This window comes from Paraburkholderia sp. (assembly GCF_036488795.1).
In the GTDB taxonomy this organism is placed as follows: Bacteria; Pseudomonadota; Gammaproteobacteria; order Burkholderiales; family Burkholderiaceae; genus Paraburkholderia.
On sequence record NZ_DASXHA010000131.1, the window covers coordinates 1 to 17,436 of the forward strand.

Genomic DNA, 17,436 nt, shown 5'->3' on the forward strand with positions numbered 1-17,436 from the left:
CGGGTCTTGTGTTGGGCCGTTTCCGGTACACGACAGAGACGGACATCTACTGGCTGGCGGTGTGAAGCCCGCTTTCTTTGCTTACTTTCTTTGCGGCGGCAAAGAAAGTGAGTGCCGCCCCGCACAGGGGCGAAGCTAATAGACCGATAAGAATGCAAGGAAAGGCCAACGCCGCAGGCAAACAGTCAAACGGCGAAGCTAGTAGACCGATAAGAATGCAAGGAAAGGCCAACGCCGTAGGCAAACAGTCAAACGGCGAAGCTAATAGACCGATAAGAATGCAGGGAAAGGCCAAGACCGCAGGCAAACAACCAAACAACGCCGCAGGGCAAACAAATAAAAGCCCAGAAGGCAAACAAACCACCCCGCCGGATGGTAAAAACCAAACCCATCCCTGAACCTTATAATGACGAACGAACCGCCGCCGACCCCCCGGAAAAATGCCCGAACTGCTCAATAACCTGAACCCCGAACAACACGCCGCGGTCACGCTGCCCAACGAACCGGCACTCATTCTGGCCGGCGCGGGTAGCGGCAAAACCCGCGTGCTCATCACCCGCATCGCGTGGCTGATCCAGCAGGGCCTCGCCTCACCCGCCACGATCCTCGCGGTGACCTTCACCAACAAGGCCGCCCGCGAAATGATGGCGCGCCTGCAAGCGCTCCTGCCCATCGACACCCGCGGCATGTGGATCGGCACCTTCCACGGTCTCTGTAACCGTATGCTGCGCGCGCATCACCGTGACGCCGGTCTGCCCGCTACCTTTCAGATCCTCGACACCGCCGACCAGCTCTCCGCCATCAAGCGTCTGATGAAGGGCCTGAACATCGACGACGAGAAATACCCGGCGAAGAACCTCCAGTACTTCATCAATAACGCGAAAGAGCAGGGCCTGCGCCCCAAAGATGTCGACGCCACCGACAACTTCAACCGCAAATTCGTCGAACTCTACGAAGCCTACGACCAGCAGTGCCAGCGCGAAGGCGTGGTGGATTTTCCCGAGCTGCTGCTGCGCTGTCATGAGCTGCTTGCGCACAATCCGCCGCTGCGCGCGCACTATCAGGCGCGCTTTCGCCACATCCTCGTTGACGAGTTCCAGGACACCAACAAACTGCAATACGCATGGCTCAAGCTGCTGGCCGGGCAAACCAATTCGATCTTCGCGGTGGGCGACGACGACCAGTCCATCTATGCATTCCGCGGCGCGAACGTCGGCAACATGCGCGACTTCGAAAACGAATTCAACGTCCGCCATCTGATCAAGCTGGAGCAGAACTATCGCTCGCATGGCCATATTCTCGATGCGGCCAACCAGCTGATCGCCAACAACTCACGGCGGCTGGGTAAAAACCTGCGTACCGATGCCGGTCACGGCGAACCGGTGCGCGTCTATGAAGCCGCCACCGACACCCAGGAAGCCGGCTGGATCGTCGAAGAAATCAAGGCGCTGATCAGCACCGGTACCTCGCGCAGCGAAGTCGCCGTGCTGTACCGGAGCAACGCGCAGTCGCGCACCATCGAACACACGCTGGTGAACGCCGGCATCGCGTATCGCGTGTATGGCGGTCTGCGCTTTTTCGAGCGTCAGGAAATCAAGCACGCGCTCGCTTATCTGCGGCTGATCGACAACCCCAACGACGACACCGCGTTCGCGCGCGTCGTCAATTTTCCGACGCGCGGGATCGGCGCGCGTTCGATCGAACAACTCGCGGATGCCGCCCGGCTCTACAACTGTTCAATGGCCACGGCCGTTCCGTATGTCGCCGGCAAGGCCGGCTCGAGTCTCGCCGCGTTTGCCGGCCTGATCGGCAAAATGCGCGCGGAAACGCAGCAGATGAGCCTGCCGGAAACGGTCGAATACGTGGTGCGCACCAGCGGACTCGCGGAGTTCTATCAGACCGAGCGCGAAGGTCAGGACCGCCTCGAAAACTTGCAGGAACTCGTCAACGCGGCCGCCGCCTTCGTCAGCGAAGAGGGCTACGGCCTGGACACGCCGGCGCGTTCCATTCCGCTGCGTCCGGGCGCCACCTCGGCGCCCGAATTGTCCACTGCCACAGACGACCCGAACGTCGTCGTCCTCGACGCGCCCAACCTCACCGATCCCGCGCAGAACCCCGACACCATGACGCCGCTCGCCGGCTTCCTGTCGCACGCGTCGCTCGAAGCGGGTGACAACCAGGCGCAGGCCGGCCAGGAAGCGGTGCAGTTGATGACGGTGCACGCGGCGAAGGGACTCGAGTTCACGGCGGTCTTTATCACGGGTCTCGAAGAGGGTTTGTTCCCGCACGAGAACAGCGCAATGGAAACCGACGGCCTCGAAGAAGAGCGGCGCCTGATGTACGTCGCGATCACGCGTGCAAAGGAGCGGCTCTATCTGTCGTTCGCGCAGAGCCGGATGTTGCACGGCCAGACGCGCTACAACATCCGTTCGCGTTTCTTCGACGAACTGCCGCAGGAAACCCTGAAGTGGCTCACACCGAAGGTCGAAGCCGGCGCGCGCTGGGGCGGCCGCTCCGACAACGCCGGTTATGGCCGTGACTGGTTTGCGCGGCCGGGTTACACGGGGCCGGCTTCGTCGACGCCGGCCCCGCTGCCCGCTTTCGCCAATGAACAGCGCGCCGCCGAAAGCGGCTTCCGGGTCGGCCAGCAGGTCTTTCACACGAAGTTCGGCGAAGGCACGATTACCGCGCTGGAAGGCGGCGGCGCCGACGCCAGGGCACAGGTCAAATTCAAACGGCACGGCGAGAAATGGTTGGCTCTCGCGGTCGCAAAACTACAGGCGGTCGAATGAGTACAGCGGAACACGGGACGGCCATCGCGCGCCGTCCGCTTGGCGTGATGGCGGCATTGCCGCAGGAACTGGGTGACCTGGTCGAAGCGATGCGCGCCGAATCGGGGGTGCGCACCGTCACACACGGGCGCCGCGACTATCATCTGGGCACCGTGCACGGCGCGCCGTGTGTCGTGACGCTCGCGCGCATCGGCAAGGTCGCGGCGGCGGCAACCGTCAGCGCGCTGATTCACGCGTTCGAGGTCGACGCCGTGGTATTTACGGGCGTCGCCGGCGGCGTGGGGCGCGCGGTGCGGATCGGCGACGTGGTCGTGGCCGACACGCTCACGCAGCACGATCTCGACGCGTCGCCGCTATTTCCGCGCTTCGAGGTGCCGCTGCTGGGCATTGCGCGTTTTGCGGCGGATCAGGTGCTCGCGGATCAACTGGCGGCGGCAGTCGAACGTTTTATCGCCGATGAAGGTCCCGCGCTGGCTGAACGCTTCGGCACGCAATTGCCGCAGATGCATCGTGGGCTGATCATCAGCGGCGATCAGTTCGTGGCGAGCGCGGCGGCGGTCGAGGCGTTACGCGAAGCGTTGCCGGATGCGCTCGCCGTCGAGATGGAAGGCGCGGCGATCGCGCAGGTGTGTCACGAGTACGGCGTGCCGTGCGCCATTGTGCGTACCGTGTCGGATACGGCGGATGCGCATGCGCCGGCATCGTTCGCCTCGTTTTTGACCGAGATCGCCGGGACGTATTCGAACGGGATTTTGAAGCGCTTCTTGCAGTCGCGCGTCTGAGCGACACCGCCCCACAGCGAAGACGCAGCAGGGCGGCGCGGCGAAAGCCGGCCGCCCTTTGCTTTTGTGGTAACGGCTATTTCGGTTCGGCCGCCGCCAACGCGTCGCGCACCTGTTGCAATGCGCCCGGATCTTCGATGGTCGGCAGGTCGCCTGGATCGCGCCCTTCTGCGAGCGCCGCAATCGCGCGGCGCAAGAGCTTGCCGGAGCGGGTCTTCGGCAGCATCGACACGACATGCACACGGGCCGGCCGCGCAATCGCACCGAGCTGGCGGTCAACGGTCGCCGTCAGTTCGGCTTCGAGCGCGGCGCGTGCCTGGTCCGCTGCATAACGGTCCGCCTCGCGCAAGACGATGAACGCCAGCGCGACTTGCCCTTTGAGCGGATCCGCGACACCGACCACCGCCACTTCGGCGACCGCCGCGTGGCTCGACAGCGCCTCTTCGATCTCCCGCGTGCCGAGACGGTGACCGGCGACGTTGATCACATCGTCGGTGCGACCGAGGATCGTCACGTAGCCGTCTGAATCCTGAATGCCCCAGTCGAAGGTCGAATAGACCTGCTGATTCGGCAGATTCGACCAGTACGTGCTGATGAAGCGCGTGTCGTCGCCCCACACGGTCGACATGCAACCCGGCGGCAGCGGATAACCCAGCGTGAGTACGCCTTTCTCGCCCGGCGGACAAGGCTCGCCGGTGAGTTCGTTGCGCAGCGTCAGGTCGTAGCCGTAAACCGGTACGCCGGGCGAGCCCAGCTTGGGCGGCAAGGCTTCGACACCGCGCTGGATGGCGAGCATCGGCCAGCCGGTTTCGGTTTGCCAGTAGTTGTCGACCACCGGTTTGCCGAGCGCCTCGGTGATCCACGATGCAGTCGGCACGTCGAGCGGTTCGCCGGCGAGAAACAGCGTGCGCAAGCTCGACAGGTCGGACTTCTTCAGGAGCGCGGGATCCTGTTTTTTGAGCACGCGCAACGCGATCGGCGCGGTGAACATCAGATTGATCTTGTACTGCTCGACGAGGCGCCACCAGATACCTCCGTTCGGGCGAATCGGCGTGCCTTCGTACATGACCGTGGTGAGCCCGGCGAGCAGCGGGGCATAGATGATGTAGCTGTGGCCGACCACCCAGCCGATATCCGACGCGGTGAACATCGTGTCGCCGGCGCGGCCTTCGAAGATGTATTCCATGGACGCCGCCAGCGCCACCGCGTAGCCGCCCACATCGCGCACCACGCCTTTGGGGCGCCCCGTCGTGCCAGAGGTGTACAACACATACGACGGCTCGTTCGACTCTAGCCATTCGCACGGCACGTGGGCGTCGAAAAACTGCTCGCGCAGCGGCTCGTAGGCGACGAGATAGCTGGCGTTCAGGCGCTCCGGTGCGAGCTGACGGTCGATCAGCAGCACGCGCGGCGACTTGTGCTGGGCGCGGGCGAGCGCTTCGTCGACGAGCGGGGTGTAGTCGATCACTTTGCCGCCGCGGGCGCCGGCATCGGCGGTGACAATCAGCGCAGGCTTGGCGTCGTCGATACGCGCGGCGAGATTGGGCGCCGCGAAGCCGCCGAACACCACCGAGTGAATCGCGCCGAGCCGCGCGCAGGCGAGCATCGCGAACACGGCTTCGGGGATCATCGGCAGATAAATCAGCACGCGGTCGCCGCGCGTCACGCCGAGCGAGCGCATCACCGCGGCCATCCGGTTGATCTCGGCGTGCAGTTCGGCATAGGTATAGCGCCGCTCGATGCCGGTCTCCGTCGACACGTACACCAGCGCGTTCTGTTGCGCACGGTCGACCAGGTGCCGGTCGACCGCGTTGTGGCATAGATTCGTCCGGCCGCCGACGAACCAGCGCGTGAATGGCGGGTTCGACGTGTCGAGCACCGTATCGAACGGCGTATCCCAGTGGATGCGCCGCGCTTCCTCGCGCCAGAAGGCTTCGGGCGCTTCGATGGAACGGCGGTGAAAATCGCGGTAACGGGTCATCGGCGGCGATCCTTGCGGCGGCGTGGGTAGTAAGGGGCGGTCGGGGCGGCGCGCATTCGCGCCGAGCTTGCAGGATGTGTATTCACACAAGCATAGGGACGCTCGGCTTTACGGACAACGCGGGTTCACCATGAGGCTCGCGGAATGGGCTCCGAGGGTCGGGAAAATGGTTGACCGTCCCGACGTGCCAGGAGAAACGCGTAATGGCGCAGCCCATTTCTTTGGGTGAATCGCACGGTCGGGATAGCCAAACGCATTGTTGAAACGATGGGAAGAGGTTATCTGCGTGGATGGGCAAGCAGGACGCAAGAATGGCATTGCCATACTCGCCCATCACGTTTGACCACGGCAATGAGGCGCGCCGCAAAGTGCCATGAAATATTGCTCACCACATGAGTCGCGCAGGTGAGCAAATTCAGCAACTCGAGCTTGACCGCATGTCCGGGCATGCAAGCACGACTTCAGATGAATTGCGCAGGTGCGCAATGGGTTGGAATAAAGACAAACGTGCGCCATGCAGGTCAGCGCGATGAGTGAAATTATTGCCGTAGATAGCCTGATGAAAAAATCCACCGATGCAAATGGTGATAATTATCTGCCTTGAAATATTGATGACTGGTGTTTCTTATGGTCTGGAATATATTTTGTTTCGATTGGAATTTTCAGGGGGATGGGATAAAAAATATTGAAGCGGACAATGACGCCGTTGGACGGAAATCGCTATAAGTGGGTGGAAATTTGTGCCGTAAGGATAATCAAGTTGTCTGTTAGATGGAAAACCGTTGGAGAACGTCAAAGGTAGGGAAATTCGATGAAAAGCGATCTGAATGCCGTCTCTCTGGGATACACCGGTCAACGCAGGTCCGCCGTGAGCGGGACATACCTGCTGGGCAATGGCTACCGGAGTTTTAACCCGATCATCCGGCGGTTTAGCGCATGGGACAGTGTGAGCCCATTTGGCCGTGGCGGTGCGCATGGCTACGGCTACTGTTCGGGGGATCCGGTGAACCAGTCGGATCCATCTGGCCATGGGATAGTTACCCGCTTGTTCCGTAGGATTACCCGAGTCTTCAGGCGGAACGCGCGACGGACTGCAACAGGTGCTGAGGACGCGGCAGCGACAGCGGCAGCGGACGGTGAGGCGACTGGGGTCGGGGCGGCCGATGCAGCGGAGGCAGGGGTAGCCGGCGACGATGATTTTGCGATTGATGAGGATCTTTTTGATTCGGGCACCGTGACTGAGAGTCCACTTCAAATTCAAGGAGACCCGGCCGGCTGGTTTGAAGTTGAAGATCCGGAATCAGGGCAGCTAGTACTTGGCGCTGATAAGAAAGTTAACTCTGGAGCTCTTAGGCAACCGCTGACGCGTTTGAGGGCGAGGGAAACACTTAGAAGGCGTGACATACTTTTCCTGATGGGGCACGGGGATGAGAGTGGCCTGAACTGGCGAGAAGGATTGCGCTTCGGGCCGCCGCTCACAGAAGACTATGTCAGCGGGTTCGAGAAATTTATCAAACTGGTGGATGTTGGTAAATTGAAAGGTCGTGTTAGATCCAGAGTTTTGGATGGCGTGAGTGTTGACGAGTTTCATGAAATATTGAATAACACTAATCAACATGTAGTAATGGTTTCCTGCTGGGGAATTCGTGATGTGGAACTCCGAAACGCAAAACGGCTGGCCAGGTTTGTTGCAGGAAGTGTCTCTGTCGCCTGACGTGTCGCCGTCGTTTTACCTAGGTCGGCATTATGGACGATACGTGGACTTGCGTGAATGCGGCATTGGCGATATTGCCGAACTGTTCATGCCCTGCCTGTGCCAGGAGCTGTACGGCTGCAACATAGGGTGCCAGCACCACAGGGTTCAACAGCGCCAAAAGAAAAAGGCGCCGTAGCGCCTTTCTCCAGGTCGAACTCGCCGCGGCGGCGAATCAAGCCTTTGCGTGCTTGCCTTCAATATTCGGCAGAAACACCGTCAACACGCCGATCAGCGGCAGGAAAGAGCAGACCTTATAGACATACGTGATGCTGGTCGCATCCGCCAGTTGACCCAGCACGGCCGCGCCGATGCCGCCCAGTCCGAACGCGAAGCCGAAGAACAGGCCGGCGACCATCCCGACCTTGCCTGGAATCAGTTCCTGCGCATACACGAGGATGGCCGAGAACGCCGATGCCAGCACCACGCCGATCACCACGGTCAGCACACCGGTCCAGAACAGGTTTGCGTACGGCAACAGCAGCGTGAACGGCGTGACGCCGAGGATCGATACCCAGATCACGTACTTACGGCCGATCTTGTCGCCAATCGGACCGCCGATGATCGTACCGGCCGCCACCGCCGCGAGGAACACGAACAGATGGACCTGCGCGGCCTGCACCGGCAGATGGAACTTGTCGATCAGATAGAACGTGAAATAACTGTTGATGCTGGCGAGGTAGAAGTACTTCGAGAACACCAGCAGGACCAGCACGCCCATCGCGAACAGCACCTTGTTGCGCGACAGTTCCGGATGACCCGCCTGCGCGCCGCGCGCCTTCTTGATCGCCGGATGTTGCTTGTACCAGCGGCCAATCTGCGTCAGCACGACGATCGCAATCAGCGCCGCTACAGAGAACCACGCAATGCTGCGCTGGCCGTGCGGAATGATGATCAGCGCGGCGAGCAGCGGCCCGAGCGACGAGCCCGCGTTGCCGCCCACCTGGAACAGCGACTGCGCGAGACCGTGACGGCCACCGGACGCCATCCGCGCGACCCGCGACGACTCCGGATGGAACACCGACGAACCGCAACCCACCAGCGCCGCTGCGACCAGCAGGACGCCGAAACTCGGCGCGACGGACATCAACAGCAGGCCGGCGAGCGTGAAGCCCATGCCGACGGGCAGCGAATACGGCTTCGGATGCTTGTCCGTATAGATGCCGACAAGCGGCTGCAGCAGCGACGCGGTGATCTGGTACGTCAGCGTGATCAGGCCGATCTGCCCGAACGACAACGAGAAGTTGTCCTTCAGCATGGGATAGATGGCGAGGATCAGCGACTGGATCATGTCGTTGATCAGATGCGAAAAGCTGATCGCGCCCAGCACCGAATACACGGTGCGCTGCGCCTTGCCGGCGAGCGATGCCGCCGCAGGGCTGCCGGGCGCGCCGCCGAGGGCGCTTTTGTCGAGACTCGTTTCCATATGCTTCAGAGAAGGAGAGAGATAAAGGGGAAACCGCAGGTAGGTCTGGATCCGACGTGTCAGAGCCGGCCTGGCGGGCTGCGTCATTTGGACGCAGGCGTTTTCCAATATTCAAAGAGTGTAATGTGGCGCGTGCTAAATGTTCGGCCAAGTTTTGTCGCGAACAGGACATTCGTCTGGGGATAGACGACATTTCGACCGGGTGGCGACCTGGCGAATCCGAGGATGACATCCAGTGCCTTGTGTCATCTGCAAGCTCCCGGCCGTTCTGCCAGGGCGAATTTTGGCCGTGTATAAAGCGGTCGCGGGGGCGCGCGACTGACGGGGTGACGCGCTCGGGGGCAGGGCAACGCAGGCGGCGACATTAAAGATTGCCGCCGCGGATGCCGTAGACCCGATCAGATAACCGGGCATGCCGGAACCGGCCTTTCCGGCGGGTCGATAAGTGGGGACCAGAATATGAAAGCAGTATCGCTTGGCAGCCAGCCGGCCGCGGGGTTCGTGCCGCATGACGAACCCGCGGGTGGATCGTCCGACTCGCAAGCGCCGGGCAGCGGACCGAAGGGCCTGTCCGTGAAGGCGACGCTGCGCCTGGCGTTCGCCGTGCTGCTGATCGGCACGCTGGTGATGGGCGTGTTTTCGCTCGCGCAGATTGGCCGGCTCAACGGCTCGGCGCAGTCCATCTACGATCAGGGTCACGTGGCGAGCCGCGCTGCCGAAGAGGTGCGTGCGGCGATGCTGCGCGCGAGCCGTGCGCAGAAGATGCTGCTGACGGCGACCACGGGCAAGGAGCGCGACGAACTGGGCACGGACATCGACACGGCACTAGCCGCGCTGTCCACGCAGATGAACACGCTGCAGCAGTACACCCACGCCGCCGACACCGACGCCATCGCGCAAGAGAAGAAATTCGCGGCAGCGGTGGGCGCATGGAATGGTCATCTGCGCGATTTCGTGACGCTGGTGAAGGCGCAGCCGCTCGATCTGTCGCAGATGAACTGGCAGGTGGGCACCAACGACATTGCGTTGCTGGTGGAAACCGAAAAGCTCGAAAAAGCCGTCGATCAACTGGTGGAGCAGCGCGGCAAGGATTCGAAGGCGACCATCGAAGCGTCCGCCTTCATCTACCACTCCTCGTTCGTGATGATGGCGGGGATGACGATTGCGCTGATCGTGCTGGCGTTCGTGATCAGCGAATGGGTGGTGCGGCGGCTCGCACGGCAACTTGGCGGCGAGCCGTTCTATGCGAAGGAGATTGCGAGCCGCATCGCCGCGGGCGATCTGTCGAACCGGATCGATCTGGCTCGCAACGACCACTCGAGCATGCTGTCGGCTTTGCGTGACATGCAGAGCGGACTGTCGACGACGGTGTCGGACATTGCGGCAAGCGCTGACGCAATCGCGACGGCATCAGGGCAGATTTCGACGGGCAACCTCGACCTGTCGCAGCGCACCGAGCAGCAGGCGATGGCGCTGGAGCGTACGGCGAGCAGCATGGAGCAGTTGACCTCGACGGTGCGGCAGAACGCGGACAACGCGAGGCAGGCGAGCACGCTGGCCAACAATGCATCGGAGATTGCCGAGAAGGGCGGCGAGGTGGTGGGCCGCGTGGTGACCACGATGAGCCAGATCAACGATAGCGCGAAGAGCATTCGCGACATCATTGGCGTGATCGAAGGGATTGCGTTTCAGACCAACATCCTCGCGTTGAACGCGGCCGTCGAAGCGGCGCGCGCGGGGGAGGAGGGGCGCGGTTTTTCGGTGGTGGCGGCCGAAGTGCGCAATCTGGCGCAGCGTAGTGCCGGCGCGGCCAAGGAGATCAAGGCACTGATCAGCGCCTCGGTCGAGCGGGTCGGCAACGGCTCGGCTTTGGCGCAGGACGCCGGCAATACGATGGATGAGGTCGTCAAGGCGGTGAAGCGCGTGACCGACATCATGGGCGAGATCTCGGCGGCTTCCGCCGAGCAGAGTTCCGGGATTGAAGAGATCAATCTTGCGGTGACGCAGATGGATGCCGGGACCCAGCAAAACGCCGCGCTTGTCGAGCAGGCGACGGCGGCCGCGCGGTCGCTGGATGATCAGGCCCGGGGGTTGAAGGTTATGGTGGGGAGGTTCAGGTTGTAGGTTGGTTTTTTGGGGGTTGTTGCCTGTGCGACGCTCTGGTAGGTGGTCGCGATGTAATGGCGCAAGTACACCAACCCAGGCAGCCCCCAACGCAACCCCGCACCCTCACCCCGGCGTCACCACCACCGTACAAGTCGTCCCCGCAGACAAAACGACCCCCTCCGGCACATGATCAATCTGAATCCTCACCGGCACCCGCTGCGCCAGCCTGACCCAGTTAAAAGTAGGATTCACATCAGCCAGCAGCTGCCGGCTCTGCGGATTATCACGGTCATAAATACCGCGTGAAATACTCTCCACGTGCCCTTGCAGCACACCGCCGCTCATGAGCCGCATTTCAGCCTTGTTGCCGACCTCGACATGCGGCAGCTTGGTTTCCTCAAAATACCCGTACACCCAGAACGAATTGCTATCGACAATAGCCAGCTTCGAGGTTCCCAAAATCGCATAGTCGCCGCGGAACGTCTGAAGGTTGGTGACATACCCGTCCACCGGCGACAACACCCGGGTACGTTCCAGATTGAGCTTCGCGGCGTCCAGCGCGGCCAGCGCCTGCTGATAGGCGGCATCTGCAGCCGACGCCGTGTCGGCCGCGTCTTCGCGACCCTCCTTCGAAACGACCAGACTGTCCAGATCCGCGCGCCGTTGCGCATCATTACGACGCATCTGCAGTTCGGCCTTGCGCGCGGCAACCGCGGCCTGGGCCTGCTCGACGGCAATCTGATAGTGCGACGGATCGATCTGCATCAGCAGATCACCTTTCTTCACGAACTGGTTGTCGCGCACGGGCAGCCCGACAATCTCGCCCGACACGTCCGGCGCAATGTTGATGACGTTGGCATTCACGCGGCCGTCGCGGGTCCACGGCTCATCCATGTAGTGAACCCATAACGCGCGGCCAATCAGGATCGCGATAACGAAGACGACCGCAGTCGCGACAAAACCCACAATATTTCGAATGGTCATGATTCGACTCTGATCAACGATAAACGGCGAGACCCAGCACGCCGCACACACACACGAGCACGCTGGCCCGGAACAGGTTGGGGTGCCAGACGACGCGATACAGGCCCGTATAGGCAATCACACGGTCCAGCAGCCAGGTCAGCGCGGCACCGGCAACGAACAGCAGCACGATGGCCGGCACGTACGCATCGAAAACGGCAATTTCACGTGGCATGGCGAACTCCTCCTTCTTGCGACTCGTTCCGCTTGTGCAACAGCGTTTCCAGCGGCGATTGCGGATCGAGCAGCGCAGTACGAATGAAATGCAACTGACTCAAGATGCGTTGCAATTGCTGACGCTCCTCGAGTGGCGGTGTGAATTTCGCCAGCACTTGCTGGACAGCGGTGATCGCATCGCCGGTCGCGGCCAGCGCGCGGTCCAGCCGGTCCGCGCGCGGCCGGTCGAACACGGCGGCAACGGCGTCGCGCATCTTGCGCTCGGCGACGCGCCACGGCATCGACGCGGCATAACGCGGATCGCGCGGTAACGCCGCAATCTCGCGGCGCAGGTCGATCATCGCGTTGCCCACCTCGAGCACCGCGAACAGCCAGCGCAGACTGTCGCGTTTGACCTCTGGTTCCTTCGCGGCGAGCGCGTTGATCTGGAACAGCAGATCGCGCGTGCCGCTTTCGAAGCGCGTGCGCAACCGCGTGAGACGCGCACGGCAGGCCGGCACGATCTGGCGGCGCAAATCCGCCAGCAGACGGTTGCGCATCCACGGCAGCGAGGGCGGCAACAGCAGTGCAAACGCAACGCAACACACCACCATGGACAGGAACAGCGCCAGCGAATCGTTAATGGTGCCGCTCGGCTCGTAAATGGTCACGTTGTCCGGGCCGGCGAGGAAGCAGAAGAAAATGCAGTAGCCGACGCCGTAACCGGCCAGCTTCGGTCGGGTGGTCATGAAGAGGCCAAGCACCAGCGCGGGCGTCAGGACGACGCACAGGAGCGGAAAGCCATCGACGTGCGGATACAGCCAGAACACCACGATCATCCCCATTGCCGACGACAGCAGCGTGCCGGCCGCCATCTGAAAGGCCATGCGGGTCGGGGTCGGCGACGACGACGCCAGTGCGCAGGTCGCGGCGCCCACCGGTAGCAGCGTCACGCCGCTCGGCCAGGAGGTGGCAATCCAGAACGCGCTCAGAATCATGATCACGATCGCGGCTCGAACGCCGGCCACACCCACGGCGAACGCGTTGGTCTTCGGTTCGTAGCGCTCGATCCAGTGCTCACGCTCGTGCGTATCCACCGCCAGCGACGCATACGTGGCCGCATAGGCGTGCAGATCGTCGACAAAGCGGTATAACAGTTCGGATGCCGTATCAAAATCGAGCAGTGCCATATCGTCACGCGCCGCCAGCCCGGCGCGTGTAGCGCGCACCCGACCCGGCAGCTCGGCCTTGTAGGTGTCGAGTTGCGCGGCGGCCCGCGCGGCATCGACGGCGCTCAGCACCGGCTCGCCGGATTTGGCGAGCAACGGGGCGATTTCCTTGAAATACGGTTCGAGCGCCTCGATCGTTGCGGACGCATTTGCCGCGTGCAGCCGGTTCATCAATTGATGTAGCGCATGAAAGCGCGTCGAGGCCGCCATGAATTCGCTATTCAGGCGTGACAGACGGCCACTGCGCATACGCGATGACGGGCTTTCGAACACCGCGACGCTGCGCGCCGCCTCGAAGCCCACGATGTCGGCCACGAAGCGCGCATTGGTCGCTTCGATCTGCGCCCGATCAGCCTTGCCCGCCAGCGACGCCGACACATACTCGACGAACGCGCTAAAGCGGGCGCGCACGGTGGTGCGCATCTGCTCGCCGGTGAATTGCGGCAACACCAGTCCGCTGACGACGCCGGAGCACACGATGCCCACCACGATCTCGGCCACCCGCGTGAGCGCGGACAAGTACGCGCCGTCCGGATGCTGCGCGGCGGGAATGCCGATCAGCGCCGCGGTATACCCGGCCAGCAGAAAGCCGTACGAGCGGAAGTTGCGATTGCGCGCCGCGCCCGCGGTGCAGATGCCGACCCAGATCGCCGTGGCGCCGAGAAACAGCTCCGGCTGCTGCGCGAACAGTCCGATCAAGGCGAGCATCACGACGAGACCGACCAGCGTGCCGCAGATCCGGTAAAAGCTCTTCGCGAACACCATTCCGCTTTGCGGCTGCATCACGATGAATACCGTGGTCATGGCGGTGCGCGGCTGGGGCAGTTCGAGCTTCATCGCCACGAAGAGCGACAGGAACGCGGCGGCGAGCGCCTTGGCGATATAGATCCACGTGCGGCCGTCGGTGCGGGCCCATTCGGCGACAGCCGCATAGAGCGACTGCACGGTCAGCGGCTGGCGCGGGGCGGTGGAAGGGGAGGTGGACATGGTCGACTCGGCCCTTACTGCGCGGCAGTGATGTGAGCGGCGGCGTCGCCAGCGCTGCTGGCCTTCGCGTTGGCGCTCGAAGTCTGGCTGTGGCTGCTGTTCGTGCTCTTGCCATGACCGGTGCGCGTGGACACGTTGGCCGCCGGTGTCTGTGCCGCCTCCGGCGCAGCGCCAGCCGGCGCCACGGTCACCGGCGCGGCCGCCGCGGCTTGCGGCGCCGCCAGCGCTGCCGCCTTGCCGCGACCGTGCGCGGGCAGCGTCTCGTCGGCTTTGGGACCGTCGGACGGATCGGCGAGACCGCCGCCCAGGGCGGTCATCAGCGACGCATGCGCGCCCAGACGCTGCGCCTCGATGCGCGCCACGCCTTCCTGCGCCCGCAGCAACTGATTCTGCGCGATCAGCACATTCAGATAATCGGTGAGGCCGCGCTTGTAACCTTCCTTCGCGAGATCGTAATTCTTGCGAGCCGCGGCGACCGAGCGGTCGGCGTCGGCGGCCTGCGTTTGCAGCGAGCGGATCCGCACCACCTGATCGGCGACATCCTTCAACGCGCCCACGATGGCCTGGTTGTACTGTTCAACAGCCGCGTCATAGCCTGCGTCCTGTTCTCCCAGTTCCGAGCGCAGCCGGCCACCGTCAAAGATCGGCAGCGACATTGCCGGGCCCCCGGTCCAGCTGCCGTTGGCCGAGCGCAGGAACTGGAATAGCGGGCCGGCCGCGGCATAGCCGCCAATCGACGCGAGCAGGTTGATGTCCGGATAGAAGTTGGCCTTGGCGACGTCGATGCCGCGCGCCTGCGCCGCGACTGTCCAGCGCGCCGCGACGATGTCCGGCCGGTGGCCGAGCAATTCGGCCGGCAGCGCCGACGGCAAACCGGCCGGCGCGGACAGCGAAAGGGTGGGGCGCGTGATCGTATCGCCGGCGCCTGGACCTTTGCCCGCCAGCGCCGCAAGCTGGTTGCGACCGAGCGCGACCTCTTCTTCGAGCGCATCGATTTGCCGCTCGTATTCGGGGATCGGCGTTTCGGCCTGGCTCACATCGAGCTGGGTGCCGAGACCGCCTTTCAGACGCCGGTTCGCCAGATCCGCGATTTGCTGCTGCTGTTGCAGCGTGGCCTTGGCGATATCGAGCAGCGCGTAATTCATCGACATGGTGATGTACGCGCGCACCACGTTCGCGTCGAGTTCGAGCTGGGCGGCGCGTTCGTCGGCGGCGCTGGCATGGGCGGCGTCGAGCGCGCCTTCGGCGGCGTTCTTGTCTCTGCCCCACAGGTCGAGGTGATAGGACAGGCCGATCGTGCCGGTATTGTCCCAGGTGTTCGCATTGGCAAGCGGACCCGGGCCGTAATAGACGTTGTCGGGCCAATGCTGACGCTGGATCGACAGATCGCCGTTGATTTGCGGCGCCAGCGCGGCCTTGGCCACACCGGCCATGGACAGCGCCTGGCGCACCCGAGCCTGCGCCTGCGCGAGCGACGGGTTGCCGGCCTGCGCGGCGTCGATCCATGCATTGAGCTGCGGATCGTCATAGGCGCGCCACCAGTCTGCAGTGGGCCATTGAGCGTCGGCATTGGCCGCCCGGATGGCGGCGCCGGGATCAAGTGACGCTGGATCGATTTTGCGCGCTTGCGGGGTGATGCCTCCGGTACTGGCGCAGCCGGCGATTATTAGTGAGATCGTAAGAACGGTGAGCGTGGCGATCCCTTTTTGTACCGGAGACTGCACGATTTCCCCCTTAATTGACTATAGAACCCTGTGCGTTATTATATTTTTGTACGTATTCACGAATAACCCGTAAAGGTGCAAGGCATTTTTACAGGAATTGAGACAATCGCTTTTGCGAAGCATGTAACAATCTCGCTGTCTCAGTGAGGATAAGTATGGATACGCTTCAAAACATGCGTGTATTCGTCCGCGTCGTCGAAGCAGGCAGCTTCACAGGCGCCGCGCAGCACCTGAATACGACCACGGCCTATGCGTCGCGCGCCGTCTCGGATCTCGAAGCGCATCTGCGCACACGCCTCCTGAACCGCACCACGCGCCGCATTGCGCTCACCGAAGCCGGCGAGCGTTATTTGCAGCGTTGCGAGCAGATTCTGGCGTACGTCGATCAGGCCGAAGCCGAGGCGAGCGACGCGCACGCCCGGCCGTCGGGCAAGCTTAAAGTGCACGCCATGACGAGCTTCGGCCAGCACTACGTCGTGCCGGCGGTGCACCGTTACCAGCGCCGTTATCCGGAAGTGCATATTGAGCTGACGCTCGCGCAGCGCGTGCCGGACCTGCTCGACGAGGGTTATGACGTGGCGCTCGTGCTCGCGCAGGACCTGCCGGACTCCGGGCTCGTGTCGCAGCGGCTGGGCAGCGCGTTCAGCATTGCGTGCGCCTCGCCCGCCTATCTGGAACGCAACGGCGTGCCGCAGGCGCCCGCCGACCTGGTGCGCCATACCTGCCTGCAAATGGTCACACCCGTGTTTCCAACCGACGAATGGATGTTCGACGGTCCCAACGGCCAGGAAAATTATTCGCTGGGCCCGGCGGTCTTCCAGGTCAACGTCGCCGAAGCGCTGGCGGTGGCGGTGCGCGAAGGCATGGGAATCGGCCTGATACCCATCTACTCGGCCATGAGCGGCCTGCGCAGCGGCCAACTGGTGTGGGTCATGCCGGAATACACGTCACAGGAGATGAATCTGTACGCGTTGTATCCGTCGCGTCAGTATCTCGACGCGAAAATCCGTACATGGGTCGAATTTCTGCGCGACGAGCTGCCGCCGACGCTCGCCGCCGATCAGGCCGAACTGCGCAAGTTTGCGCGCACCTGAAGTTGCGGCGCCGGCCGCGCCATGCCGCGCGCGCCGCCCGTATGACGGTCTGTTACAGATGTGTGGCATCGCAACATTTCCTTACTTCTCGGGCTGATCTGATTTGATAACGTTGGGTCATCGCACTGGCCAGCCCTGTCAGGCAGCAGTCAGCAACTGGAATTCACAGTACATACCGGAAAGAAGAGGGACTCATGGATACGCATCTGATGATCGGCGTGGCCGTCATGTTGGGACTGATCGGAATCGCCGCATCGCGCGATCTGTTGCGCCGCTTCAAGGCGCAACAGCCGCAACTGGCGCCCATTCGCGCTGAGCGCCGCGACGCAGCCGGTTATACGCGGCCGCGGCGTTGAGCGCCAGGGTCATGCGTCACTCGCGAA

General features: G+C 62.8%; 12 protein-coding genes. 6 read left to right on the top strand and 6 right to left on the bottom strand.

The window, feature by feature from the left end:
- Nucleotides 1-440: 440 nt before the first annotated feature.
- Entirely contained in the window at nt 441-2,792 is a 2,352-nt protein-coding gene (locus tag VGH41_RS19065; RefSeq protein ID WP_331599089.1) for a UvrD-helicase domain-containing protein, read from the top strand.
- On the top strand, nt 2,789-3,574 hold the full coding sequence (locus VGH41_RS19070) for a 5'-methylthioadenosine/adenosylhomocysteine nucleosidase (protein WP_331599090.1): 786 nt from the start codon (nt 2,789-2,791) through the stop codon (nt 3,572-3,574). Before VGH41_RS19065 ends, VGH41_RS19070 begins: the two co-directional genes overlap by 4 nt.
- Before the next feature lie 76 nt (nt 3,575-3,650).
- Here the strand turns inward: VGH41_RS19070 and VGH41_RS19075 are convergent, their stop codons facing one another.
- A complete protein-coding gene (locus VGH41_RS19075; protein ID WP_331599091.1) occupies nt 3,651-5,555 on the bottom strand; it encodes a propionate--CoA ligase in 1,905 nt (634 codons plus the stop codon).
- Between the two features lie 811 nt (nt 5,556-6,366).
- On the opposite strand from VGH41_RS19075, the gene VGH41_RS19080 reads away from it, so the two are divergent.
- Entirely contained in the window at nt 6,367-7,269 is a 903-nt protein-coding gene (locus VGH41_RS19080; RefSeq protein ID WP_331599092.1) for an RHS repeat-associated core domain-containing protein, read from the top strand.
- 214 nt (nt 7,270-7,483) lie between these two features.
- Here the strand turns inward: VGH41_RS19080 and VGH41_RS19085 are convergent, their stop codons facing one another.
- Nucleotides 7,484-8,734, bottom strand: coding sequence for an MFS transporter (locus VGH41_RS19085; protein ID WP_331599093.1), 1,251 nt, complete (start codon nt 8,732-8,734; stop codon nt 7,484-7,486).
- Nucleotides 8,735-9,193: 459 nt separating this feature from the next.
- On the opposite strand from VGH41_RS19085, the gene VGH41_RS19090 reads away from it, so the two are divergent.
- Nucleotides 9,194-10,858 (top strand): methyl-accepting chemotaxis protein, encoded by a 1,665-nt coding sequence (locus VGH41_RS19090; RefSeq protein WP_331599094.1) that lies wholly within the window; start codon nt 9,194-9,196, stop codon nt 10,856-10,858.
- 105 nt (nt 10,859-10,963) lie between these two features.
- Here VGH41_RS19090 and VGH41_RS19095 read toward each other — a convergent pair whose 3' ends face one another.
- From VGH41_RS19095 to VGH41_RS19110, 4 genes are read right to left on the bottom strand one after another with little or no spacing between them, the layout of a single operon-like run.
- The gene (locus VGH41_RS19095; protein WP_331599122.1) at nt 10,964-11,824 is read right to left on the bottom strand and encodes an HlyD family secretion protein; all 861 of its coding nucleotides are present in this window, start codon (nt 11,822-11,824) and stop codon (nt 10,964-10,966) included.
- Between the two features lie 13 nt (nt 11,825-11,837).
- Complete coding sequence (locus VGH41_RS19100) at nt 11,838-12,038, bottom strand: DUF1656 domain-containing protein (protein ID WP_331599095.1); 201 nt, start codon at nt 12,036-12,038, stop codon at nt 11,838-11,840.
- Nucleotides 12,028-14,235, bottom strand: coding sequence for an FUSC family protein (locus VGH41_RS19105; RefSeq protein WP_331599096.1), 2,208 nt, complete (start codon nt 14,233-14,235; stop codon nt 12,028-12,030). The genes VGH41_RS19100 and VGH41_RS19105 overlap by 11 nt, the downstream gene beginning before the upstream one ends.
- 14 nt (nt 14,236-14,249) lie before the next feature.
- Nucleotides 14,250-15,959, bottom strand: coding sequence for an efflux transporter outer membrane subunit (locus VGH41_RS19110; RefSeq protein WP_331599097.1), 1,710 nt, complete (start codon nt 15,957-15,959; stop codon nt 14,250-14,252).
- A gap of 155 nt (nt 15,960-16,114) precedes the next feature.
- On the opposite strand from VGH41_RS19110, the gene VGH41_RS19115 reads away from it, so the two are divergent.
- Nucleotides 16,115-17,053 carry a LysR family transcriptional regulator gene (locus tag VGH41_RS19115; RefSeq protein WP_331599098.1) on the top strand — a complete coding sequence of 313 codons (939 nt, stop codon included), beginning with the start codon at nt 16,115-16,117 and terminating at the stop codon, nt 17,051-17,053.
- A 194-nt stretch (nt 17,054-17,247) separates the two neighbouring features.
- Nucleotides 17,248-17,409: a hypothetical protein gene (locus VGH41_RS19120; protein ID WP_331599099.1), complete on the top strand. Its 162-nt coding sequence runs from the start codon at nt 17,248-17,250 to the stop codon at nt 17,407-17,409.
- Nucleotides 17,410-17,436 lie beyond the last annotated feature (27 nt).

What these genes read in the sequence shown, in the direction of transcription:
- VGH41_RS19065 (WP_331599089.1), top strand. Translation starts at nt 441, where the DNA reads ATGCCCGAACTGCTCAATAACCTGAACCCCGAACAACACGCCGCGGTC.
- VGH41_RS19070 (WP_331599090.1), top strand. Translation starts at nt 2,789, where the DNA reads ATGAGTACAGCGGAACACGGGACGGCCATCGCGCGCCGTCCGCTTGGC.
- VGH41_RS19075 (WP_331599091.1), bottom strand. Translation starts at nt 5,555, where the DNA reads ATGACCCGTTACCGCGATTTTCACCGCCGTTCCATCGAAGCGCCCGAA.
- VGH41_RS19080 (WP_331599092.1), top strand. Translation starts at nt 6,367, where the DNA reads ATGAAAAGCGATCTGAATGCCGTCTCTCTGGGATACACCGGTCAACGC.
- VGH41_RS19085 (WP_331599093.1), bottom strand. Translation starts at nt 8,734, where the DNA reads ATGGAAACGAGTCTCGACAAAAGCGCCCTCGGCGGCGCGCCCGGCAGC.
- VGH41_RS19090 (WP_331599094.1), top strand. Translation starts at nt 9,194, where the DNA reads ATGAAAGCAGTATCGCTTGGCAGCCAGCCGGCCGCGGGGTTCGTGCCG.
- VGH41_RS19095 (WP_331599122.1), bottom strand. Translation starts at nt 11,824, where the DNA reads ATGACCATTCGAAATATTGTGGGTTTTGTCGCGACTGCGGTCGTCTTC.
- VGH41_RS19100 (WP_331599095.1), bottom strand. Translation starts at nt 12,038, where the DNA reads ATGCCACGTGAAATTGCCGTTTTCGATGCGTACGTGCCGGCCATCGTG.
- VGH41_RS19105 (WP_331599096.1), bottom strand. Translation starts at nt 14,235, where the DNA reads ATGTCCACCTCCCCTTCCACCGCCCCGCGCCAGCCGCTGACCGTGCAG.
- VGH41_RS19115 (WP_331599098.1), top strand. Translation starts at nt 16,115, where the DNA reads ATGGATACGCTTCAAAACATGCGTGTATTCGTCCGCGTCGTCGAAGCA.
- VGH41_RS19120 (WP_331599099.1), top strand. Translation starts at nt 17,248, where the DNA reads ATGGATACGCATCTGATGATCGGCGTGGCCGTCATGTTGGGACTGATC.